The sequence below is a fragment of the Streptomyces sp. NPDC047971 genome, assembly GCF_040653355.1.
Taxonomy (GTDB): domain Bacteria; phylum Actinomycetota; class Actinomycetes; order Streptomycetales; family Streptomycetaceae; genus Streptomyces.
In genome coordinates this window covers 55,634-77,513 of the sequence record NZ_JBEZNW010000032.1, presented here as the reverse complement: position 1 = coordinate 77,513, position 21,880 = coordinate 55,634, and the positions used below count along the sequence as shown (strand labels likewise).

The 21,880-nt window shown below is 70.3% G+C and carries 25 protein-coding genes; 17 read left to right on the top strand and 8 right to left on the bottom strand.

The genetic code is table 11. From position 1 onward, the window contains the following. Position 1: 1 nt before the first annotated feature. Together tal and tkt are read right to left on the bottom strand one after the other, a co-directional pair. Positions 2–1,120, bottom strand: coding sequence for a transaldolase (tal, locus tag AB0D99_RS26435; protein ID WP_362367143.1), 1,119 nt, complete (start codon positions 1,118–1,120; stop codon positions 2–4). Positions 1,121–1,152: 32 nt separating this feature from the next. Further along, a complete protein-coding gene (gene tkt, locus AB0D99_RS26430; RefSeq protein WP_362367139.1) occupies positions 1,153–3,240 on the bottom strand; it encodes a transketolase in 2,088 nt (695 codons plus the stop codon). A gap of 317 nt (positions 3,241–3,557) precedes the next feature. Here tkt and AB0D99_RS26425 point away from each other — a divergent pair, with 317 nt between their 5' ends. The 3 genes from AB0D99_RS26425 (at position 3,558) to AB0D99_RS26415 (ending at position 6,080) form a co-directional block, all read left to right on the top strand. Continuing rightward, positions 3,558–4,505 carry a heme o synthase gene (locus AB0D99_RS26425; protein ID WP_362367136.1) on the top strand — a complete coding sequence of 316 codons (948 nt, stop codon included), beginning with the start codon at positions 3,558–3,560 and terminating at the stop codon, positions 4,503–4,505. A gap of 93 nt (positions 4,506–4,598) precedes the next feature. Beyond that, the gene (locus tag AB0D99_RS26420) at positions 4,599–4,931 is read left to right on the top strand and encodes a hypothetical protein (RefSeq protein WP_362367133.1); all 333 of its coding nucleotides are present in this window, start codon (positions 4,599–4,601) and stop codon (positions 4,929–4,931) included. Between the two features lie 69 nt (positions 4,932–5,000). Continuing rightward, positions 5,001–6,080, top strand: a complete 1,080-nt coding sequence (locus AB0D99_RS26415; RefSeq protein ID WP_362367130.1) for an amidohydrolase family protein — start codon at positions 5,001–5,003, stop codon at positions 6,078–6,080. Between the two features lie 46 nt (positions 6,081–6,126). Here the strand turns inward: AB0D99_RS26415 and AB0D99_RS26410 are convergent, their stop codons facing one another. The 3 genes from AB0D99_RS26410 to AB0D99_RS26400 all read right to left on the bottom strand — a co-directional run bounded on the left by AB0D99_RS26410 (position 6,127) and on the right by AB0D99_RS26400 (position 8,965). Continuing rightward, a complete protein-coding gene (locus AB0D99_RS26410) occupies positions 6,127–7,086 on the bottom strand; it encodes a COX15/CtaA family protein (RefSeq protein WP_362367127.1) in 960 nt (319 codons plus the stop codon). Positions 7,087–7,170: 84 nt separating this feature from the next. Continuing rightward, positions 7,171–7,950: an ABC transporter permease gene (locus AB0D99_RS26405; RefSeq protein WP_362367124.1), complete on the bottom strand. Its 780-nt coding sequence runs from the start codon at positions 7,948–7,950 to the stop codon at positions 7,171–7,173. An 88-nt stretch (positions 7,951–8,038) separates the two neighbouring features. Further along, positions 8,039–8,965 carry an ABC transporter ATP-binding protein gene (locus AB0D99_RS26400; protein ID WP_362367121.1) on the bottom strand — a complete coding sequence of 309 codons (927 nt, stop codon included), beginning with the start codon at positions 8,963–8,965 and terminating at the stop codon, positions 8,039–8,041. Positions 8,966–9,145: 180 nt separating this feature from the next. Between AB0D99_RS26400 and AB0D99_RS26395 the strand changes: the two genes are divergently transcribed. From AB0D99_RS26395 to AB0D99_RS26355, 9 genes are all read left to right on the top strand, one after another. Then, positions 9,146–9,874, top strand: a complete 729-nt coding sequence (locus AB0D99_RS26395) for a metalloregulator ArsR/SmtB family transcription factor (RefSeq protein ID WP_362367118.1) — start codon at positions 9,146–9,148, stop codon at positions 9,872–9,874. After that, positions 9,871–11,286: a Fe-S cluster assembly protein SufB gene (sufB, locus tag AB0D99_RS26390; protein WP_362367115.1), complete on the top strand. Its 1,416-nt coding sequence runs from the start codon at positions 9,871–9,873 to the stop codon at positions 11,284–11,286. Before AB0D99_RS26395 ends, sufB begins: the two co-directional genes overlap by 4 nt. A gap of 223 nt (positions 11,287–11,509) precedes the next feature. Next, the gene (gene sufD / locus AB0D99_RS26385) at positions 11,510–12,691 is read left to right on the top strand and encodes a Fe-S cluster assembly protein SufD (protein WP_362367112.1); all 1,182 of its coding nucleotides are present in this window, start codon (positions 11,510–11,512) and stop codon (positions 12,689–12,691) included. Beyond that, positions 12,691–13,008 carry a bifunctional 3-phenylpropionate/cinnamic acid dioxygenase ferredoxin subunit gene (locus AB0D99_RS26380; protein WP_329121971.1) on the top strand — a complete coding sequence of 106 codons (318 nt, stop codon included), beginning with the start codon at positions 12,691–12,693 and terminating at the stop codon, positions 13,006–13,008. The genes sufD and AB0D99_RS26380 overlap by 1 nt, the downstream gene beginning before the upstream one ends. A gap of 7 nt (positions 13,009–13,015) precedes the next feature. Beyond that, the gene (sufC, locus tag AB0D99_RS26375) at positions 13,016–13,780 is read left to right on the top strand and encodes a Fe-S cluster assembly ATPase SufC (RefSeq protein ID WP_352186263.1); all 765 of its coding nucleotides are present in this window, start codon (positions 13,016–13,018) and stop codon (positions 13,778–13,780) included. Beyond that, entirely contained in the window at positions 13,777–15,045 is a 1,269-nt protein-coding gene (locus AB0D99_RS26370) for a cysteine desulfurase (RefSeq protein WP_362367108.1), read from the top strand. The genes sufC and AB0D99_RS26370 overlap by 4 nt, the downstream gene beginning before the upstream one ends. An 8-nt stretch (positions 15,046–15,053) precedes the next feature. Then, positions 15,054–15,515, top strand: a complete 462-nt coding sequence (gene sufU / locus AB0D99_RS26365) for a Fe-S cluster assembly sulfur transfer protein SufU (protein WP_017238621.1) — start codon at positions 15,054–15,056, stop codon at positions 15,513–15,515. After that, a complete protein-coding gene (locus AB0D99_RS26360; RefSeq protein ID WP_362367104.1) occupies positions 15,512–15,850 on the top strand; it encodes a metal-sulfur cluster assembly factor in 339 nt (112 codons plus the stop codon). The genes sufU and AB0D99_RS26360 overlap by 4 nt, the downstream gene beginning before the upstream one ends. A gap of 49 nt (positions 15,851–15,899) precedes the next feature. Then, complete coding sequence (locus AB0D99_RS26355) at positions 15,900–16,265, top strand: VOC family protein (protein WP_362367100.1); 366 nt, start codon at positions 15,900–15,902, stop codon at positions 16,263–16,265. Here the strand turns inward: AB0D99_RS26355 and AB0D99_RS26350 are convergent. Further along, positions 16,255–17,337 carry an oxidoreductase gene (locus AB0D99_RS26350; protein ID WP_362367097.1) on the bottom strand — a complete coding sequence of 361 codons (1,083 nt, stop codon included), beginning with the start codon at positions 17,335–17,337 and terminating at the stop codon, positions 16,255–16,257. The two genes, AB0D99_RS26355 and AB0D99_RS26350, sit on opposite strands and share 11 nt — an antisense overlap. Positions 17,338–17,399: 62 nt before the next feature. On the opposite strand from AB0D99_RS26350, the gene AB0D99_RS26345 reads away from it, so the two are divergent. From AB0D99_RS26345 to AB0D99_RS26330, 4 genes are all read left to right on the top strand, one after another. After that, positions 17,400–17,720, top strand: a complete 321-nt coding sequence (locus tag AB0D99_RS26345; RefSeq protein ID WP_362367094.1) for a multidrug efflux SMR transporter — start codon at positions 17,400–17,402, stop codon at positions 17,718–17,720. After that, the gene (locus AB0D99_RS26340; RefSeq protein ID WP_362367091.1) at positions 17,720–18,310 is read left to right on the top strand and encodes a TetR family transcriptional regulator; all 591 of its coding nucleotides are present in this window, start codon (positions 17,720–17,722) and stop codon (positions 18,308–18,310) included. The genes AB0D99_RS26345 and AB0D99_RS26340 overlap by 1 nt, the downstream gene beginning before the upstream one ends. Positions 18,311–18,414: 104 nt before the next feature. Further along, positions 18,415–19,398 (top strand): 2,3,4,5-tetrahydropyridine-2,6-dicarboxylate N-succinyltransferase, encoded by a 984-nt coding sequence (gene dapD, locus AB0D99_RS26335; RefSeq protein ID WP_352186255.1) that lies wholly within the window; start codon positions 18,415–18,417, stop codon positions 19,396–19,398. A gap of 76 nt (positions 19,399–19,474) precedes the next feature. Then, complete coding sequence (locus AB0D99_RS26330) at positions 19,475–19,693, top strand: hypothetical protein (protein ID WP_362367088.1); 219 nt, start codon at positions 19,475–19,477, stop codon at positions 19,691–19,693. On the opposite strand, the gene dapA is transcribed toward AB0D99_RS26330, so the two are convergent. After that, a complete protein-coding gene (dapA, locus tag AB0D99_RS26325) occupies positions 19,678–20,556 on the bottom strand; it encodes a 4-hydroxy-tetrahydrodipicolinate synthase (RefSeq protein ID WP_362367085.1) in 879 nt (292 codons plus the stop codon). The genes AB0D99_RS26330 and dapA overlap by 16 nt on opposite strands. Positions 20,557–20,687: 131 nt before the next feature. Here dapA and AB0D99_RS26320 point away from each other — a divergent pair, with 131 nt between their 5' ends. Beyond that, positions 20,688–21,428, top strand: a complete 741-nt coding sequence (locus AB0D99_RS26320; RefSeq protein WP_362367082.1) for a glucose 1-dehydrogenase — start codon at positions 20,688–20,690, stop codon at positions 21,426–21,428. On the opposite strand, the gene AB0D99_RS26315 is transcribed toward AB0D99_RS26320, so the two are convergent. Continuing rightward, the gene (locus tag AB0D99_RS26315; RefSeq protein ID WP_362367079.1) at positions 21,425–21,868 is read right to left on the bottom strand and encodes a GNAT family N-acetyltransferase; all 444 of its coding nucleotides are present in this window, start codon (positions 21,866–21,868) and stop codon (positions 21,425–21,427) included. The two genes, AB0D99_RS26320 and AB0D99_RS26315, sit on opposite strands and share 4 nt — an antisense overlap. Between the last annotated feature and the right edge of the window lie 12 nt (positions 21,869–21,880).

Genomic DNA, 21,880 nt, shown 5'->3' with positions numbered 1-21,880 from the left:
GTTACGCCTCCGAAGGTGCGAGGCGCTCAAGCTCCGCCTCGGTCGACTTGAGCAGGTCGTTCCAGGACGCCTCGAACTTCTCGACGCCCTCGTCCTCGAGCAGCTGCACGACGTCGTCGTACGAGATGCCGAGCTTCTCGACGGCGTCCAGTTCGGCGCGGGACTGCTCGTAGGTGCCGCGCACGGTGTCACCGGAGACCTCGCCGTGGTCGGCCGTGGCGTCCAGGGTGGCCTCCGGCATGGTGTTGACCGTGCCGGGCGCGACCAGGTCCACGACGTACAGGGTGTCCTTGTACGCCGGGTCCTTCACGCCGGTCGAGGCCCACAGCGGACGCTGCTTGTTGGCCTGCGCCTTGTCGAGCGCGGCCCAGCGCTCGGAGGAGAAGACCTCCTCGTACGCCTCGTAGGCCAGACGGGCGTTGGCCAGGGCGGCCTTGCCCTTGAGCGCCTTGGCCTCGTCCGTGCCGAGGGCGGTCAGGCGCTTGTCGATCTCCGAGTCCACCCGGGAGACGAAGAAGGACGCCACCGAGTGGATCAGGGAGATGTCCAGGCCGCGCTCCTTGGCCTTCTCCAGACCGGCCAGGTAGGCGTCCATGACCGCGCGGTAGCGCTCCAGCGAGAAGATCAGCGTCACGTTGACGCTGATGCCGAGGCCGATGACCTCGGTGATCGCCGGCAGACCCGCCTTGGTGGCCGGGATCTTGATGAGGGTGTTGGGGCGGTCCACCAGCCAGGCCAGCTGCTTGGCCTCGGCGATGGTCGCCGCCGTGTTGTGGGCCAGACGGGGGTCCACCTCGATGGAGACCCGGCCGTCCTGGCCGTCGGTCGCGTCGAAGACGGGGCGCAGGATGTCGGCGGCGTCCCTCACGTCCGCCGTCGTGATCATGCGGATGGCCTCGTCCACGGTGACCTTCCGGGCGGCGAGGTCGGCGAGCTGCTGGTCGTAACCGTGGCCCTCCGAGATCGCCTTCTGGAAGATGGACGGGTTGGTGGTGACACCGACCACGTGCTGCTGGTCGATCAGCTCGGCCAGGTTTCCGGACGTGATCCGCTGACGCGAGAGGTCGTCCAGCCAGATCGCGACGCCTTCGTCGGAGAGGCGCTTGAGAGCGTCTGTCATGAGAGGTTCTCCAAAAGTCGTGTCTAAGGGCGTCAGCGCGAGGTGTCCGCGAGAGATTCCCGCGCGGCGGCGGCGACGGCCTCCGGCGTGAAACCGAACTCGCGGAAGAGGACCTTCGCGTCGGCCGAGGCGCCGAAGTGCTCCAGCGAGACGATCCGGCCGGCGTCGCCGACGTACTTGTGCCAGGTCAGACCGATGCCGGCCTCGACCGCGACGCGCGCCTTCACCGACGGCGGGAGGACGGAGTCCTGGTACGCCTGGTCCTGCTCCTCGAACCACTCGACGGACGGCATCGAGACCACGCGGGTCGGGACACCGGCGGCCTGGAGCTGCTCGCGGGCCTCGACGGCCAGGTGCACCTCGGAGCCCGTGCCGATCAGCACGACCTGGGCGTCGCCGCCCTCGGCCTCCGCGAGCACGTAGCCGCCCTTGGCGGCGTCCTCGTTCCAGTCGTACGTCGGCACACCCTGTCGGGTCAGGGCGAGACCGTGCGGGGCGCCCTTCCCGAACTCGCGGGTGTGACGCCGGACGATCTCGCGCCAGGCGATGGAGGTCTCGTTGGCGTCCGCCGGGCGGACGACGTTCAGACCGGGGATCGCGCGCAGCGACGCCAGGTGCTCCACCGGCTGGTGGGTCGGACCGTCCTCGCCCAGACCGATCGAGTCGTGGGTCCAGACGTACGTCACCGGCAGGTGCATCAGGGCCGACAGCCGGACCGCGTTGCGCATGTAGTCGGAGAACACCAGGAAGGTGCCGCCGTAGACGCGGGTGTTGCCGTGCAGCGCGATGCCGTTCATCTCCGCGGCCATGGAGTGCTCGCGGATGCCGAAGTGGATCGTGCGGCCGTACTTGTCGGCCTCCGGCAGCGGGTTGCCCTCGGGCAGGAACGACGAGGTCTTGTCGATCGTCGTGTTGTTCGAGCCGGCGAGGTCGGCCGAGCCGCCCCACAGCTCCGGGATGACCGCGCCGAGGGACTGCAGGACCTTGCCGGACGCCGCGCGGGTGGCGATGCCCTTGCCCGCCTCGAACACGGGGAGCTTCGACTCCCAGCCCTCGGGCAGCTCGTTGGCCTGGATGCGGTCGAACTCGGCGGCGCGCTCCGGGTTGGCCGTACGCCACTCGGCGAGCGACTTCTCCCACGCGGCCCGGGCCTCGCGGCCGCGGTCGCCGAGGGCGCGCGTGTGGCCGATGACCTCGTCGGTGACCTCGAAGGTCTGCTCCGGGTCGAAGCCGAGGACACGCTTGGTGGCCGCGATCTCCTCGTCACCCAGCGCCGAGCCGTGCGCGGCCTCGGTGTTCTGGGCGTTCGGGGCGGGCCAGGCGATGATCGAGCGCATCGCGATGAACGACGGACGCTCGGTCTCGGCCTCGGCGGCCTTGACCGCCGCGAACAGGGCGGCCGGGTCCAGGTCGCCGTTGGCCTGCGGCTCGACGCGCTGGACGTGCCAGCCGTACGCCTCGTACCGCTTCATCGTGTCCTCGGACACGGCGGTCTCGGTGTCGCCCTCGATCGAGATGTGGTTGTCGTCCCACAGCAGGATCAGGTTGCCGAGCTTCTGGTGACCGGCAAGCGAGGACGCCTCGGCGGAGATGCCCTCCTGGAGGCAGCCGTCACCGGCGATCACGTAGACGTTGTGGTCGAACGGGGAGGTGCCGGGGGCCGCCTCCGGGTCGAACAGGCCGCGCTCGTAGCGGGCGGCCATCGCCATGCCCACGGCGTTGGCGACACCCTGGCCCAGCGGGCCGGTCGTGGTCTCCACGCCCGCGGTGTGCCCGTACTCCGGGTGGCCCGGGGTCTTCGAGCCCCAGGTGCGGAAGGCCTTCAGGTCGTCCAGCTCGAGCCCGAAGCCACCCAGGTACAGCTGGGTGTAGAGCGTGAGGGACGAGTGGCCGGCCGAGAGCACGAAACGGTCGCGCCCCACCCAGTCCGGCTCGGCCGGGTCGTGCCGCATGACCTTCTGGAAGAGGGTGTACGCGGCGGGCGCCAGGCTCATGGCCGTACCGGGATGGCCGTTGCCGACCTTCTGTACGGCGTCCGCGGCCAGGATGCGGGCGGTGTCAACGGCCCGCTGGTCCAATTCGGTCCACTCGAGGTCTGTGGTGGTCGGCTTAGTGCTCACCCTGAGTCAGGGCTCCTCTCCACATGTACTGGAAAGCCGGTGACTGAGGGTGTACCGGCGGTGTCGAGCCTACCCCCGACAACACGCCCATCCTTTCGAGTGCGTGAGCCTCATATGAGCAGATACAGCAAGAGTGCCGGTCACTGTGTCACTTCGCCTCCCGAGCGGCGTCCGAGCCGTGCGACAAGCCCTCTCAACACGACCCCACCCCCGCGAAGATCGGCGTATGGGCAACGTCTAGAGTGGCGTGGTACGCGCAAGTCTTCACCCCGTCTTCATCCGGGGAGCTTGCTGGGATTTCTCTGTCAGGGGTGTGCGTGACGGCCGTCGAGTCCCGACCCGCAGGGGTCGTCTTGACTCCCAGCCCGGGGGGCCATCGGCCGTTCGGGGCCCGCGTCAAGGCATACGTGGCGCTGACCAAGCCGCGGATCATCGAGCTGCTGCTCATCACCACCGTTCCGGTGATGTTCCTCGCCGAGCAGGGCGTGCCGAACATGTGGCTGGTACTCGCCACCTGTTTCGGCGGATACCTGTCGGCGGGCGGCGCCAACGCGCTGAACATGTACATCGACCGCGACATCGACGCGCTGATGGACCGCACCTCCCAGCGTCCGCTGGTGACCGGCGTCCTCACCCCGCGTGAGGGGCTGGTCTTCGGCCTCACCCTCGCCGTGGTCTCGACGCTGTGGTTCGGCCTCCTCGTCAACTGGCTCTCCGCCGCCCTCTCGCTCGGCGCGCTCCTCTTCTACGTCGTGGTCTACACGATGATCCTCAAGCGGCGGACCGCGCAGAACATCGTCTGGGGCGGCATCGCGGGCTGTCTGCCCGTGCTGATCGGCTGGTCGGCCGTCACCAACTCGATGTCCTGGGCCGCGGTCATCCTCTTCATGGTCATCTTCTTCTGGACGCCGCCGCACTACTGGCCGCTGTCGATGAAGGTGAAGGACGACTACGCCCGCGCCGGCGTCCCCATGCTGCCGGTCATCGCCTCCAACAAGATCGTCGCGAAGCAGATCGTCGCGTACAGCTGGGTGATGGTCGCCGTCTCGCTGCTGCTGACCCCGCTGGGCTACACCGGCTGGTTCTACACCGCCGTGGCGCTGCTCACCGGCGGCTGGTGGCTCTGGGAGGCGCACGCGCTGCTCAACCGCGCCAAGAACGGCGCGACCGGCGCGAAGCTCAAGGAGATGCGCCTCTTCCACTGGTCGATCACCTATGTGTCGCTGCTCTTCGTGGCCGTCGCGGTCGACCCCTTCCTGAGGTAGTTCCTCGGACCCTGATCAACGGCCGGGATACGTGGGCAAGACCACGTACCCCGGCCGTCGCCAGTCGATCTACCTGTCAGTAGCATCCTTGCCATGGCAGACACCAAGCAGGCGGACACCAAGGTGGAGCGCAAGGCGGCCAAGCTCGCCAAGCAGATCCGGGCGTTCTCCAAGAAGCACGGCGGCGCCGAGGGGCAGCTCGCCTACATCGGCCAGATGGGCACCCGCATCGTCCTGGTCGGCGAGGACGGCGGCTGGGGCGACCTGGTGGCCCCGACCCTCCCCGTCGCCCAGCAGGCCGCCGAGAAGGCCGGGCTGACCCTCCACGACGAGTTCGACGGCGAGTTCGCCGCCAAGGTCGTGACCGGCCCGTACGAGTGGACCCGGATGGCGGGTATCCAGATCGGCGGCCCGTCGAACGGCTGAGAGGACAACCTCGGGTGGGGCTCACCCGTTAGGACGGGTGGAAGCACGTCCACGCAGGGAGCCCCCCGAATGATCGAGACCCCGAGCCTGGTGGACCAGTACTGCCACGGGGTGCTCCGCAAGGAGCTCGGCCTCGGCACCTTCGAGGCACACCTCGGCAGTACCGGCGCGCCGCCCGCGCCCGGCACCACCTTCTTCGACACCCAGACCGGCTTCGCGGTACGCCGCTGGTGCCCACCGCTGCTCGGTCTGGAACCGCACTGCCCACCGGCCCGCTATCTCGCCCGCCGACGGGAGCTGGGCGTCCTGGAGTCGGGACGCAGGCTGCTCCGGGCCTCCGGGATCTCCACCTACCTGGTGGACACCGGACTGCCCGGTGATCTGACGGGCCCCGCCGAGATCGCCTCCGCCGGGGACGCCGACGCCCACGAGATCGTCCGGCTGGAGCTGCTCGCCGAGCAGGTGGCCGACACCTCGGGGACGGCCGAGGCGTTCCTCGCCAACCTCGCGGAGGCGGTCCACGCCGCCGCGGCCACCGCCGTCGCCTTCACCTCCGTGGCGCAGGTGTCCCGGGGGCTCGCCCACGCGCCCGAACCCCCCGGCCCGGGCGAGGTGCGCGGAGCCGCGGGCCGCTGGCTGGCCGGGCGCGCGGTCGGCGGTCGGCTCACCGACCCCGTCCTGCTGCGCCATCTCCTCTGGATCGCCGTCGCCTCGGGGCGGCCGCTCCAGCTGCACGTGGGGACCGAGGACCCGGACGGTCTGGCCGGCTTCGCCGCCGCGACCAGCGGGCTCGGCACCGACCTCGTACTGCTGCACGGATACCCGTACCACCGGCGGACGGCCGAGCTGACGGCCGTCTTCCCGCATGTGTACGCCGACCTCGGCTCCGTCCTCGGCCGGACGGGGGCGCGCGCCGCGGCGGTCCTCGCCGAACTGCTGGAGCTGGCCCCCTTCGGCAAGCTGCTCTTCTCCAGCGGCGCCCACGCCCTCCCGGAGCTGCACGTCGTCGCGGCAGGCGTCTTCCGCGGCGCGATGAGCCGGGTCCTCGGCGAGTGGGTGGGCGACGGGGCATGGTCGCTCAACGACGCGCAGCGGGTCGCCACGATGATCGCGGCGGGCAATGCCCAGCGGGTTTATCAGCTCATCTGAGCGCGTGCCCGATTTCGGATATCGCGCGGATCCGTCCGCGCACCCCCTACGCCGTCGCCAGCGCGGAGTCGGCCTGGGCGGGGATCTCCGGGTGCGACAGCGGGCGCTCGCGCATGCTCAGGGCGAGGCGCAGGACGGCGATCCACATCAGCGCGGAGCCGAGCATGTGCACCCCGACCAGGAGCTCGGGGACCCCGGTGAAGTACTGGACGTAGCCGATGCCGCCCTGCGCGAGCAGCACGATGAGCAGGTCGCGGGCGCGGGCCCGGGTGTCGTCGGGAGCGTCCACGACCCGCAGCACCAGCCACATGGCGAGCGCCAGCGCGCAGACGACCCATGCGGCGATGGCGTGGAGGTGGGCGGCCGCGGTCCAGTCCCACGGCATCCGCGGTACGTCGCTGCTGTCACCCGCGTGCTTGCCCGAGCCGGTGACTCCGGTGCCGAGGACGATCAGCAGCGCCGAGGTGGCGACGACGGCCCAGGACAGCTTGCGCACCGGACCGGGGACGCGCGGCCGGGGAGCGGTGTCGCCCTCGCCCGTACGCTGCCAGGTGATCACCGCGACGGTGAGGAGCGCGTTGGCGGCGATGAAGTGGCCGGCGACCGTCCACGGGTTGAGGCCCATCCATACGGTGATGCCGCCGAGCACCGCGTTGCTCGCCACGATCCAGAACTGCAGCCAGCCGAGCCGGGTCAGACCGCGGCGCCACGGCTTGGTGGACCGCGCGGCGATGATCGCCCAGCCGACGGCGGCCGACAGGACGTACGTCAGCATCCGGTTGCCGAACTCGATCGCCCCGCGGTAGCCCTGCTCGGGCGTCACGATGAGGCTGTCGTCCGTGCACTTGGGCCAGGTGTCGCAGCCGAGACCGGAGCCGGTCAGCCGGACCGCGCCTCCGGTGACGATGATGAGCACGCTCATCACGACGGCGGAGAGCGCGGCGCGCCGGAGCGTCCGGGGGGACGGGGTCCAGCGCCTGGCGATGAGGGCGAGGGGGGTCAGCACGGGCCCTATCGTAGGCCCGGGCTTGTGCACGCTTTCACGAGGGGTGCGTTACGGGTGAAGTCACCCCGGAACGTGACACCGCCGCTACTCCCAGCGGAAGAACTTCGCCGCCGCCCCGAGCCCGAGCACCGCCCAGACGGCCAGGACCAGCGCCTGTCCCCACGGCATCGCGGCGCCGCCCTGGAGCACGTCCCGCAGCCCGTCCGAGAGCGCGGAGATCGGCAGCAGCTCCAGCACCGCGCGGGCCGCGTCGGGGAACCTGTCCAGCGGCACGATCACCCCGCCGCCGACCAGGAGGAGCAGGAAGACCAGGTTCGCGGCGGCCAGCGTCGCCTCCGCCCGCAGCGTGCCGGCCATCAGCAGGCCGAGGCCCGAGAAGGCGGCCGTGCCGAGGACGAGCAGCAGCAGGACGGAGAACGGGTCTCCCTGGGGCGACCAGCCGAGCCCCAGCGCGATCCCGGTGAGGAGCGCGACCTGGAGCACCTCGGTGACCAGGACGGAGAGCGTCTTGGCGGTCATCAGCGCCCAGCGGGGCAGCGGGGAGGCACCGAGCCGCTTGAGCACCCCGTAGCGGCGCTCGAAGCCGGTCGCGATGGCCTGGCCGGTGAAGGCGGTGGACATCACGGCCAGCGCGAGGACGCCGGGGGCGAGGAAGTCGACGGCCTCGCCCGTCCCCGTGTCGACGATGTCGACGGTGGAGAACAGGACGAGGAGCAGCGACGGGATGATGACCGTCAGCAGCAGCTGCTCGCCGTTGCGCAGCAGCATCCTCGTCTCCAGGACGGTCTGCGCCGCGATCATCCGGCCGACAGGGGCGGCTCCGGGCTTCGGGGAGTAGGTTCCCGCATGCGTACCGCCGCTCATGACCGCAGCTCCTTGCCCGTCAGCTCGAGGCTGTGCTTGCCCGGGGGACAACCCCCGGACCCCCGGCAGATCTTGGTGTCGAGGCGCATCACGACCGCAGCTCCTTGCCCGTCAGCTCGAGAAAGACGTCTTCGAGGGTGTGGCGCTCCACCGAGATGCCGTCCGGCATCACGCCGTGCTGGGCGCACCAGCTGGTGACGGTGGCGAGCAGCTGCGGGTCCACCTCGCCGCTGATCCGGTACGCGCCCGGGGTGAGCTCCGCGGCCGCCGTGCCGTCCGGAAGGGCCTTGAGCAGCGAGCCGAGGTCGAGCCCGGGGCGGCCGGTGAAGCGCAGGGTGTTCTCGGCGCCGCCGCGGCACAGCTGTTCGGGGCTGCCCTGGGCGGCGACCCGGCCGCCGTCGATGATGGCGACGTCGTCCGCGAGCTCCTCGGCCTCGTTCATGAAGTGCGTGGTGAGGACGACGGTGGCGCCGTCGGAGCGCAGCTCGCGGACGAGGTCCCAGGTGGCGTGGCGGGCCTGCGGGTCGAGTCCGGCGGTCGGCTCGTCGAGGAAGACCAGTTCGGGGCGGCCGACGACGGCCATGGCGAGCGCGAGACGCTGCTGCTGGCCGCCGGAGAGCCGGCGGTAGGTGGTCCGGCCGCAGGAACCGAGCCCGAGGCGCTCGATCAGCGCGTCCACGTCCAGCGGGTGGGCGTGCAGCTTCGCCATGTGGCGGAGCATCTCCTCGGCGCGGGCGCCGGAGTAGACGCCACCCGACTGGAGCATCACGCCGATCCGGGGTCGCAGCAGGCCCGCGTCGGCGACCGGGTCGAGACCGAGGACGCGGACGGTGCCCGCGTCGGCCTTCCGGTAGCCCTCGCAGGTCTCGATCGTGGTGGTCTTCCCGGCGCCGTTGGGGCCGAGGACGGCGGTCACGGTGCCGGCCCGGACGTCGAGGTCGAGGCCGTCGACGGCGGTCTTCGTCCCGTACCGCTTGACCAGGCCGCGGACCTGGACGACGGACTCGTTTCGCATGGCGGGAAGTCTAGAGAGGTCGTCGGGGTGGGTCCGGCGCGGGGCCCCGATCCCGCTCCTATTCGTCCTACGAATGATCATTCCCGCAGGTCAGGTAAGCCTTACCTGAGTGATGCACGGCACCGTCGTCCGCCCGGACGGCGCTTGTCACTCTCGAAGGAATTACGCAACAATGGCGTTGTGAAAAACGTCGACGCGGCTCCGGTGGAGGAACTCGCGACCGGTGAGCGCTCCACACGCAACCGGGTCGCGCGGTCCATCCTGGACCACGGTCCGTCGACGGTGTCCGACCTCGCGCAGCGCCTCCGCCTCACCCAGGCGGCCGTGCGCCGCCATCTCGACTCCCTCGTCGCCGACAATGTCGTCGAGGCCCGCGAGAAGCGCGTGTACGGCGCCCGCACCCGCGGTCGCCCCGCCAAGGTCTTCGCGCTCACCGACTGCGGCAGGGACGCCTTCGACCAGTCGTACGACTCGCTCGCCGTCGACGCCCTGCGCTGGATCGAGAAGAACGCCGGAGGAGAGGCCGCCGTCGCGGCCTTCGCCCGCGACCGTCTCGAGCACCAGGCGGAGGCGTACCGCGAGGCCGTCGAGGCGGCCGATCCCGACCAGCGCACCGAGGCGCTTGCCAAGGCGCTGAGCGCGGACGGGTACGCTGCCACTGCGCGGAACGCGCCGGTCGGCGAGCAGCTCTGCCAGCACCACTGCCCGGTCGCCCATGTCGCCGAGCAGTACCCCCAGCTGTGCGAGGCGGAGACGGAGATCTTCTCCCGCCTCCTGGGAACGCACGTCCAGCGTCTCGCCACCATCGCGCATGGTGACGGCGTCTGCACGACGTTCATCCCGCACAGCGCCCCACAGACCACCCCATCAGAAGCATCCGCAAGCACGGCCGGGAGGAACCCCGCATGACCACCGAGATCAGCCACCCCGAGCTCGAGGGCCTGGGTCGGTACGAGTACGGCTGGGCCGACTCCGACGCCGCCGGTGCCACCGCGAAGCGCGGTCTGAACGAGGACGTCGTCCGCGACATCTCCGCGAAGAAGAACGAGCCCGAGTGGATGCTGAAGCTGCGGCTCAAGGGTCTGCGCCTCTTCGACAAGAAGCCCATGCCGAGCTGGGGCTCCGACCTGTCGGGCATCGACTTCGACAACATCAAGTACTTCGTGCGCTCCACCGAGAAGCAGGCCGCTTCCTGGGAGGACCTGCCGGAGGACATCAAGAACACCTACGACAAGCTCGGCATCCCCGAGGCGGAGAAGCAGCGCCTCGTCGCCGGTGTCGCGGCCCAGTACGAGTCCGAGGTCGTCTACCACCAGATCCGTGAGGACCTGGAGGAGCAGGGCGTCATCTTCGTCGACACCGACACCGCGCTGAAGGAGCACGAGGAGCTCTTCCGCGAGTACTTCGGCACGGTCATCCCGGTCGGCGACAACAAGTTCGCCTCGCTGAACACGGCCGTCTGGTCCGGCGGATCGTTCATCTACGTGCCGAAGGGCGTGCACGTCGAGATCCCGCTGCAGGCATACTTCCGTATCAACACGGAGAACATGGGCCAGTTCGAGCGGACGCTGATCATCGTCGACGAGGACGCCTACGTCCACTACGTCGAGGGCTGCACCGCCCCGATCTACTCCTCCGACTCGCTGCACTCCGCGGTCGTCGAGATCATCGTGAAGAAGGGCGGCCGCTGCCGCTACACGACGATCCAGAACTGGTCGAACAACGTCTACAACCTGGTCACCAAGCGCGCCGTGGCCTACGAGGGCGCGACCATGGAGTGGGTCGACGGCAACATCGGCTCCAAGGTCACCATGAAGTACCCGGCCGTCTACCTGATGGGCGAGCACGCCAAGGGCGAGACCCTGTCCATCGCCTTCGCGGGCGAGGGCCAGCACCAGGACGCCGGCGCCAAGATGGTCCACATGGCCCCGAACACCTCCTCCAACATCGTCTCCAAGTCGGTGGCGCGAGGCGGCGGCCGCACCTCCTACCGCGGTCTCATCGAGATCGGCGAGGGTGCCCCGGGCGCCAAGTCGAACGTGCTCTGCGACGCGCTGCTCGTCGACACGATCTCCCGCTCGGACACGTACCCCTACGTGGACGTCCGCGAGGACGACGTCTCCATGGGCCACGAGGCCACCGTCTCCAAGGTCTCCGAGGACCAGCTCTTCTACCTGATGAGCCGCGGCATGACCGAGTTCGAGGCCATGGCGATGATCGTGCGCGGCTTCGTCGAGCCGATCGCCAAGGAGCTGCCGATGGAGTACGCCCTCGAGCTCAACCGGCTGATCGAGCTGCAGATGGAAGGCGCGGTGGGCTAAGGCGCCCCGCGGACCGGCCGGGCGCGTCCCGGCCGGATCGGCCCTCCCGGACGACCCGTCCGGACACGGACCGGCAAACGACGACCCCCGGGCTCAGCCGCTGAGCCCCGCGAGCACGCCGTCGGGCGGCGCGGCCGCGGACGGTGCCCCAGGCACCGCCCACGGCGGCCGCCCGCCCAGGCGGGCAAGCACGACGAGGCAGGAAGAGAGCAAGACGACAGCCATGGCTGAGGCTCAGAACATCCCGGCGGGCTCCACCACCGCCGGCTCGATCGCGGTGGCCGCCGAGTCCACCGTCGCCACGCGCATGAGCGCGCCCCCGTCCTTCGACGTCGCGGACTTCCCCGTCCCGCACGGTCGCGAGGAGGAGTGGCGGTTCACGCCGCTGGAGCGGCTGCGCGGTCTGCACGACGGCACCGCGATCGCGACCGGCGAGGGCGTCAAGGTCGAGATCGAGGCCCCCGAGGGCGTCACCGTCGAGGCCGTCGGTCGTGACGACGCGCGGCTCGGCAAGGCCGGCACGCCCGTCGACCGCGTCGCGGCCCAGGCGTACTCCTCCTTCGAGAAGGCCTCGGTCGTCACCGTCGCCAAGGAGGCCGTCCTCGCCGAGCCGATCCGGATCGCCGTCCACGGCGAGGGCGGCGTCGCCTTCGGCCACCAGGTGATCGAGCTCGGTGCCTTCGCCGAGGCCGTCGTCGTCATCGACCACACCGGTGACGCGGTGCTCGCCGCCAACGTCGACTACGTGCTCGGCGACGGTGCCAAGCTCACCGTCGTCTCCGTCCAGGACTGGGACGAGAAGGCCGTCCACATCGCCCAGCACAACGCGCTGGTCGGCCGTGACGCCTCCTTCAAGTCGGTGGTCGTGACCTTCGGCGGCGACGTGGTCCGCATCCACCCTCGCGTCACCTACGCCGCCCCCGGCGGCGAGGCCGAGCTCTTCGGCCTCTACTTCACCGACGCCGGGCAGCACCAGGAGCACCGCCTCCTGGTCACCCACAACGTCCCGCACTGCAAGTCCAACGTGGCCTACAAGGGCGCGCTGCAGGGCCAGGACGCGCATGCCGTGTGGATCGGCGACGTCCTCATCGAGGCCAAGGCCGAGGGCACCGACACCTACGAGCTCAACCGGAACCTGGTCCTGACGGACGGCGCCCGTGTCGACTCCGTGCCGAACCTGGAGATCGAGACCGGCGAGATCGCCGGCGCCGGTCACGCCTCGGCCACCGGCCGCTTCGACGACGAGCAGCTCTTCTACCTGATGTCCCGCGGCATCCCGGAGGCCGAGGCCCGCCGCCTCGTCGTCCGCGGCTTCTTCGCCGAGCTGGTCCAGCAGATCGGTCTGCCGGACGTCCAGGAGCGCCTCATCGCCAAGATCGAGGCCGAGCTGGAGGCATCCGTCTGATGGCCTTCGTCCGAGTCTGCGCGCTGAGCGAGCTGGAGACCGACACCCCGAAGCGGGTCGAGGTCGACGGCACGCCGGTGTCGGTCGTGCACACCGAGGGCGAGGTGTTCGCGATCAACGACATCTGCTCGCACGCCAACGTCTCCCTCTCGGAGGGCGAGGTCGAGGACTGCTCCATCGAGTGCTGGCTGCACGGCTCCAGCTTCGACCTCCGCACCGGCAAGCCGTCCGGCCTTCCCGCGACGCGCCCCGTCCCCGTATACCCCGTAAAGATCGAAGGGGACGATGTGCTCGTCTCCGTCACCCAGGAGTCCTGAGTCACCCATGGCAACGCTTGAAATCCGCGACCTGCACGTCTCCGTCGAGGCCGAGAACGGCCCCCGTGAGATCCTCAAGGGCGTCGACCTGACCGTGAAGCAGGGCGAGACCCACGCCATCATGGGCCCCAACGGCTCCGGCAAGTCGACCCTGGCGTACTCCCTCGCCGGCCACCCGAAGTACACGATCACCGGTGGCACCGTGACCCTGGACGGCGAGGACGTCCTGGAGATGTCGGTCGACGAGCGCGCCCGCGCCGGCGTCTTCCTGGCCATGCAGTACCCGGTCGAGGTCCCCGGTGTCTCGGTCTCCAACTTCCTGCGCACCTCCGCCACCGCCGTCCGCGGCGAGGCCCCCAAGCTGCGTACCTGGGTGAAGGAGGTCAAGGAGGCCATGGAGAAGCTCCAGATGGACCCGGCCTTCGCCGAGCGCAACGTCAACGAGGGCTTCTCCGGCGGTGAGAAGAAGCGCCACGAGATCCTCCAGCTGGAGCTTCTCAAGCCGAAGATCGCGATCCTCGACGAGACCGACTCCGGTCTGGACGTCGACGCGCTCCGCATCGTCTCCGAGGGCGTCAACCGCGTCCGTGAGACCGGCGAGGTCGGCACCCTGCTGATCACCCACTACACGCGCATCCTGCGCTACATCAAGCCCGACTTCGTGCACGTGTTCGCGAACGGCCGCATCGCCGAGTCCGGCGGCGCCGAGCTCGCCGACCAGCTGGAGGCCGAGGGCTACGACAAGTACGTGAAGGGTGGCGCATCCGCGTGACATCTGCCCATCAGGGGCTCTCCGGCCTCCTCGACACCGAGGCGATCCGCAAGGACTTCCCGCTCCTGGATCGCGTGGTCCACGACGGCAAGAAGATCGTGTACCTGGACTCCGCGGCGACCTCGCAGAAGCCGCGCCAGGTGCTCGACGCGCTCAACACCTACTACGAGCGCCACAACGCCAATGTCCACCGCGGCGTCTACACGGTCGCCGAGGAGGCGACGGCGCTGTACGAGGGCGCCCGTGACAAGGTCGCGGCGTTCATCAACGCGCCGAGCCGCGACGAGGTGATCTTCACCAAGAACGCCTCCGAGTCGCTCAACCTCGTGGCCAACATGCTGGGCTGGGCCGACGAGCCCTACCGCGTGGACCACGAGACCGAGATCGCCATCACGGAGATGGAGCACCACTCCAACATCGTGCCGTGGCAGCTGCTCTCGCAGCGCACCGGCGCGAAGCTGAAGTGGTTCGGTCTCACCGACGACGGTCGTCTCGACCTCTCGAACATCGAAGAGGTCATCACCGAGAAGACCAAGATCGTCTCGTTCACGCTGGTCTCGAACCTGCTGGGCACGGTGAACCCGGTCGAGACGATCATCCGGCGTGCGCAGGAGGTCGGTGCGCTGGTCTGCATCGACGCCTCGCAGGCGGCCCCGCACATGGTGCTCGACGTGCAGGCGCTGCAGGCCGACTTCGTGGCCTTCACCGGCCACAAGATGGTCGGCCCGACCGGCATCGGCGTGCTGTGGGGACGGCAGGAGCTCCTCGAGGACCTGCCTCCGTTCCTCGGCGGCGGCGAGATGATCGAGACCGTCTCGATGCACTCGTCGACGTACGCGCCGGCTCCGCACAAGTTCGAGGCGGGTACGCCCCCGATCGCCCAGGCCGTCGGCCTCGGCGCGGCCGTGGACTACCTGTCGGCGATCGGCATGGAGAACATCGCGCGCCACGAGCACGCGATCACCGAGTACGCCGTCCGTCGCCTCCAGGAGGTTCCGGACCTGCGGATCATCGGCCCCACCACGGCCGAGGACCGCGGCGCGGCGATCTCCTTCGTGCTCGGCGACATCCACCCGCACGACGTGGGCCAGGTTCTCGACGAGCAGGGCATCGCGGTCCGGGTCGGCCACCACTGCGCGCGGCCGGTCTGCCTGCGGTACGGAATTCCTGCGACCACGCGGGCGTCGTTCTATCTGTACTCCACCCCGGCCGAGGTCGACGCCCTGGTCGAGGGTCTGGAGCACGTACGGAACTTCTTCGGCTAGGGGATCTCGTGAAGCTCGATTCGATGTACCAGGACGTCATCCTGGACCACTACAAGCACCCGCACGGGCGCGGTCTTCGGGACGGCGACGCCGAGGTGCACCACGTGAACCCGACGTGCGGCGACGAGATCACCCTCCGGGTGAAGTACGACGGCTCGCGCATCGAGGACGTCAGCTACGAGGGTCAGGGCTGCTCGATCAGCCAGGCGTCGGCCTCGGTCCTGAACGAATTGCTCGTCGGCAAGGAGCTGGCCGAGGCGCAGAAGATCCAGGGCACGTTCCTGGAGCTGATGCAGTCCAAGGGCCAGATCGAGCCGGACGACGCGATGGAGGAGATCCTGGAGGACGCGGTCGCGTTCGCGGGTGTCTCCAAGTACCCGGCCCGGGTGAAGTGCGCGCTGCTCAGCTGGATGGCGTGGAAGGACGCGACGGCCCAGGCTCTGGGCGACGCGGAGAGGAAGTCGGCATGACCGAGAACGCCGAGGCCACGATGAAGCCGGCCTCCGAGGAAGAGATCCGCGAGGCGCTGTACGACGTCGTCGACCCCGAGCTGGGCATCGACGTCGTCAACCTCGGTCTGATCTACGGCATCCACATCGACGACACCAATGTCGTCACGCTGGACATGACCCTGACGTCGGCGGCCTGTCCGCTGACCGATGTGATCGAGGACCAGGCAAAGGCCGCCACCGACGGCATCGCCAGCGAACTGAAGATCAACTGGGTCTGGATGCCGCCGTGGGGTCCGGACAAGATCACGGACGACGGCCGCGAGCAGCTGCGCGCGCTCGGTTTCAACGTCTGATCGCACATCCCCTCGCGAACGGCCATGATCACCAGGCAGACTGGTGATCATGGCCGTTCGCATGTACCACGTCACCGTCGACTCGCACGACCTCGCGGGTCAGGCCCGGTTCTGGGCCCAGGTCCTGGACTGGAAGGTGCTCTACGAGGACGAGCACGAGGTCGTCATCGGCGCCGACGAGCACACCCTGCCCGGGATGTGCTTCCTGCGGGTGCCCGAGTCCAAGACCGTCAAGAACCGGCTCCACCTCGACCTGACGCCCGACGACCGGGACGCCGAGGTCGAGCGGATCCTCGCCCTCGGCGCCCGCCGGGTGGATGTCGGGGCGGGCCCGGAGGCGACCTGGGTCGTCCTCGCCGATCCCGAGGGCAACGAGTTCTGCGTGCTGCGCCCGAAGCGCTCCCTCACCGACTGAACGAAGGGCCCCCGGCCGCCTCGGCGAGGACCGGGGCGAGATTCTCCTTGCGGATGCGCTGGTCGACGTAGACGAGACCGGTGACGAGCGGCGGGAAGACCGAGCAGACGGCCTGCGCCACCATCGAGCCGATGACGACGGCGATGAGGAGCGGGACGAAGGCGATCAGTACCTCGCCCGGGGAGTCCGCGCCGTTCGGGTCCGTGAGCGAGGCGGGGAACGAGAGGAGCAGGCTGAAGACCTGCTGGATCAGCCAGTTCGCCACCGCGGCCATGATGCCCGCGACCAGCAGCGCGCCGAACACCCGCCACCACGAGCCGTGGACCAGCCGGCTGGAGCGGCGCATCGAGGCGACCGCGCCCTGGCCCTCGAAGACGGCGGCCGAGGGGGCCAGGCTGAGCTTCACCCAGATCCAGGTGGCGAGCGGCATGGCCGCCAGGGCGATCACCAGGGCGGCGACGGCCAGGCCGGGGGAGATCTCGGCCGAGCCCGAGCCGGTGCTCGCGTTCGACAGGGCCGAGAAGAAGGCCATCATGAAGCCGACCATGGCCAGCACGAAGAGCGCGATGGGGACCATGATGACCAGCGTGGTGAGGAAGACCGTGCCCACGACCGCGGGCATCCGTGACCAGGACCGGCGCCAGACCGCGCCGAAGGTCGTCCGGCGGCCGAGCACGGCCTCCTGGAGGACCGCCGGGCACGCCGCGTAGACGACGGCGCTCGCGACCAGCATCCCGACCATGGCGATCAGCCAGACGCAGCCGAAGGCGATCAGCAGCGGCCGGCCGTCCTCCCAGCTGGGGCTCTGTCCCCTCGGCAGGTCGAAGACGCCGGGCAGATGGTCGGCGACCAATGCGTACGCGATGCCGAGGGCCGCGGCGGCCGCCAGCAGCGCCCCGCCGTACGCGACCGCGGCGACGCCGAACAGCTGTTTCCAGTAGCGGCCGATGGTGGTGAAGGCGCCGGTCAGGAGCTGGCTGAGCCCCAGCGGCGCGAGGGGTATCACGCCGGGTTGCGGCGGGGGTGGTGGTGGAGCGTAGCCGTACCCGTACGGCCCCGAGGCATGTGTCATGCGCACACCGTAGTCGTCGGCGTTGTGTACGACCGTACATATCGTTGCGTACACTCGTACACATGGGATACGGACTGCTGGCGGGAGCCATCACCGCGGAGATCGTCGCCACGATCTCCATGAAGTACAGCGAGGGCTTCTCGAAGACCTGGCCCTCGATCGTCACGGCCACGGGCTATGTGATCGCCTTCGCGCTGCTCGCCCAGGCGCTCAAGACCCTGCAGGTCGGCACGGCGTACGCGATCTGGTCCGGCGTGGGCACCGCGGCGGTCGCCACCATCGGCATCCTCTTCATGAACGAGACCCTCAGCGTCGCCAAGGTCGCCGGGGTGCTCCTGATCGTCGCGGGGGTCCTCGTGCTCAACCTGGGCGGAGCCCACTGATGGCCCGCCCCCGCCGCCACGACCCCGAGCGGCGCCAGCGGATCGTCGACGCCGCGCTGCGCGTGGTCGGCGCCCGGGGCATCGAGGGGCTGAGCCACCGCACGGTCGCCGCTGAGGCCGACGTCCCGCTCGGCTCCACGACGTACCACTTCGCCTCCCTCGACGAACTGCTCGTCGCCGCGCTCCGCCAGGCCAACGAGGGGTTCGGGCGGACGCTGCGCGAGAGCGGCGCGCTCGCCGACCCCGAGGCCGACCTCGCGGACGAGCTCGCCCGGCGCATGGGGGAGTGGATCGCCGGCGAGCGGACCGGGGTGGAGCTGGAGTACGAGCTCTACCTCGCCGCCCTGCGCCGCCCCGCGCTGCGGCCGGTCGCCGCGGAATGGACGGACGCCGTCGCCGACGCCCTCTCCCGGCGCACGGACCCGGTGACCGCCCGCGCCCTGGTCGCCCTCATGGACGGCATCTGCCTCCAGGTCCTGCTGACCGGCACGAAGTACGACGAGCCGTACGCCCGCGAGATGCTGTCGCGTGTCCTCGCGGCGCACCCGGGCCCGGGAGCCGCACCCGGCGGCACCGAAGGTGCCGGGTGATCCGACGAGGGCCGTGGTGCGGGGGTTGGCGGATCCGCCGGGCGGCTCGACCGACACCTGAGACCGGTTGGCCCGGGCGGGGCCCCGACCGTTAGGTTCTCCGCATGACCACTGCTCCTCGCACCACCGGCGCCGTCGCCGCCGGCCTCGCCACCATCGCCGGTGACGGCACCGTTCTCGACACCTGGTTCCCCGCCCCCGAGCTGACCGACGCGCCCGGGCCCGCCGGAACCGAGCGGCTCACCCCCGACGCCGCCGTCAACGCCCTCGGAGAGGGCGCGGCCAAGGCCCTCGGCGTGGACGCCCGTCGTGGCGTCGAGGTGGTCGCCGTCCGCACCGTCATCTCCTCGCTCGACGACAAGCCCCTCGACGCCCACGACGCGTACCTGCGCCTGCACCTGCTCAGCCACCGGCTGGTCAAGCCGCACGGCCAGAGCCTCGACGGCGTCTTCGGCCTGCTCGCCAACGTCGCCTGGACCTCGCTCGGCCCGGTCGCCGTCGACGACATCGAGAAGGTCCGCCTCAACGCGCGCGCCGAGGGCCTGCACCTCCAGGTGACCTCGATCGACAAGTTCCCGCGGATGACCGACTACGTCGTCCCCGCCGGCGTCCGCATCGCCGACGCCGACCGCGTCCGGCTCGGCGCGCACCTCGCCGCCGGTACGACCGTCATGCACGAGGGCTTCGTCAACTTCAACGCCGGCACGCTGGGCACCTCGATGGTCGAGGGCCGCATCTCCGCCGGCGTCGTGGTCGGCGACGGCTCCGACATCGGCGGCGGCGCCTCCACCATGGGCACCCTCTCCGGCGGCGGCAACGTCATCATCTCCATCGGCGAGCGCTGCCTCATCGGTGCCGAGGCGGGCGTCGGCATCGCGCTGGGCGACGAGTGCGTCGTCGAGGCCGGCCTGTACGTCACTGCCGGAACGCGCGTCACGATGCCCGACGGCGAGATCGTCAAGGCCCGTGACCTCTCCGGCGGCGACAACATCCTCTTCCGCCGCAACTCGGTGACCGGAGCCGTCGAGGCCCGCCCGAACAACGCGGTCTGGGGCGGCCTCAACGAGATCCTCCACAGCCACAACTGAGCCGTGACCTGCTCGTGTGACGCTCCGTTAACGGTACGACGTTGAGTCACACGAGCAGACAAGGCGAGGAGTCGACATGAGGACGAGGGCCAGCATCGTCGGAGCGCTGACCGTGGCGGCGGTGCTCCTTCCGGCGGCGGCCGCCTCCGCGGACGAGACGCACACGCGGACCCACAACGGTCCGTACGTCTCGAACGGGCCCAGCCTCACCCTCCACACCGGTCAGATCGACGACCCGCTGGAGGACGTCCTGGAGCACGCGGCGCTCTTCGGCGTCACCTACGTGTTCGACTGAACCAGATCCTCGTACGCCGCCCGCAGCCCGTCGACCGCCTCCAGGTCGGCGGGCCGCAGCGGTTCCCGGACGAAGTCGCCCAGGAGCGCCTTCGCCGTCACCGTGCCCGGCAGACCCGAAGCCATCATCAGCTCCGCGAGCGGCAGGTTCAGCGCGTTGAGCCGGGCCGCGCCCGCCGTGTCCCCCGCGTCGAAGGCGTCGAGCACCGCCCGCATCTGACGCGGCGCCACGTTGGCCACCGTGCTGACGAAGCCGGCGCCGCCCACCGCGTACAGCGGCAGGTTCATCTCCTCGCAGCCGGAGTAGTACGCCAGCGAGGTGCGGGCGATCACCTTGGTGGAGCCGAGCAGGTCGTAGGCGCAGTCCTTGACCGCGACGATCCTCGGGTGCGCGGCGAGCCGCAGCATCGTCTCCGGCTCGATCCGCGTGCCCGTGCGCCCGGGGATGTCGTACAGCATCACCGGCAGCCCGGTCGCGTCCGCCACCGTGTGGAAGTGCGCCTCGACGGCGTCCTGCGGAGGCCGGCTGTAGTACGGCGTGACGACCAGGAGGCCGTCCGCGCCCGCCTTCTCGGCCTGCCGGGCCAGCTCGACGGTGTGCCGGGTGTCGGAGGTGCCGACGCCCGCGACGACCGACGGACCGGGGCCGACGGCTTCGCGGACGGCCTCGATCAGGGCCGCCTTCTCCGCGTCCGAGGTGGTCGGCGACTCGCCCGTGGTGCCGTTGAGGACGAGACCGTCGCAGCCCTCGGAGACCAGATGGGCGGCGTGCTCACGGGCGACGTCGAGATCCAGCCCGCCCGAGGCGGTGAAGGGCGTGATCATCGCGCAGAGGGCCCGGCCGAAGGGGCGTTCAGTGCTCATCAGCGCATTCTGCGGCGCCCCGACACTGAAGGTCCACTTAGATCTTCTTGGGGTGAGGGGTAAGGATTCCTGAAGAATCGGTCTCTGGCATGATCTCCCTGCGCGACAGGAGGACATGGAGAGAGAACAGCATGAGCGAACAGCGTGTCGCCCTGGTCACCGGCTCGTCCTCGGGCATCGGCGCCGCCGTCGCCCGCCGCCTCGCCGCCGCGGGGATCCGGGTCGTCGTCAACTCCGCGCGGTCCGTGGAGGCGGGCAAGGCTCTCGCCGCCGAGCTGCCGGACGCCGTCTACGTCCAGGCCGACGTCTCCGACGAGGCGCAGGCGACGGCCCTCGTCGCGGCGGCCGTCGAGGCGTACGGACGCCTGGACATCCTGGTCAACTGCGCGGGCACCACCCGCTTCATCCCGCACGACGACCTCGACGCCGCCTCGCCCGACGTCTGGCGGCACCTCTACGACGTCAACGTCATCGGGGTCTGGCAGACCATCACCGCCGCCGTCCCGCACCTGCGGGCGCACGGCGCGGGCAGCGTCGTGACCATCTCCTCGCAGGCCGGAGTCCGCCCCGGCGGCAGCTCCATCCCGTACGCGGTCTCCAAGGCGGCCGTCAACCACATGACGAAGCTGCTGGCCAAGTCGCTCGGCCCCGAGATCCGGGTCAACGCGGTCGCGCCCGGCTTCATCGACACCCCGTGGTTCGACGGGGTCGAGGGCGCGGACGAGGCCAAGGCCCGTGTGGCGGCGGCGGTTCCGCTCCGCCGGGTGGGCCGGCCCGAGGACATCGCCGGCGCCGTCTTCGACCTCACCCACGCCGCGTACATCACCGGCGAGGTCCTGCTCGTCGACGGCGGAGGGCATCTGCTCGGCTAGAGAGCGCGCTTGAACCCGTCGTGGCTGCGCGCGAAGCCCAGCGAGGCGTAGAAGCGGTGGGCCTCGGTCCGCCTCTTGTCGCTGGTCAGCTGGATGAGGGCGCAGCCACGTGCGCGCGCCCGTTCCACCGCCCGCGTCATCAGCTCCCGGCCGAGCCCGCCGCCACGCCGGTCCGCGCGGACCCGCACGGCCTCGATCAGCGCCCGCTCGGCCCCGCCCCTGCCGAGGCCGGGGACGTACGTCGCCTGCAGACACCCCACGACCAGCTCCCGGTCGACGAGCACCAGCATCTCGTTGCGCGGATCGCCCTCGATGTCCGCGAAGGCCCGCTCGTACGCCGGTGTGACGACGACCGACGCGGGGTCCACGACCTTCTCCTCGTCGGCGAGAAGCGCGAGGACGGCGGGCAGGTCGGCGCGGGTGGCGGGGCGGAGGATCACGGGGCGGAGTCT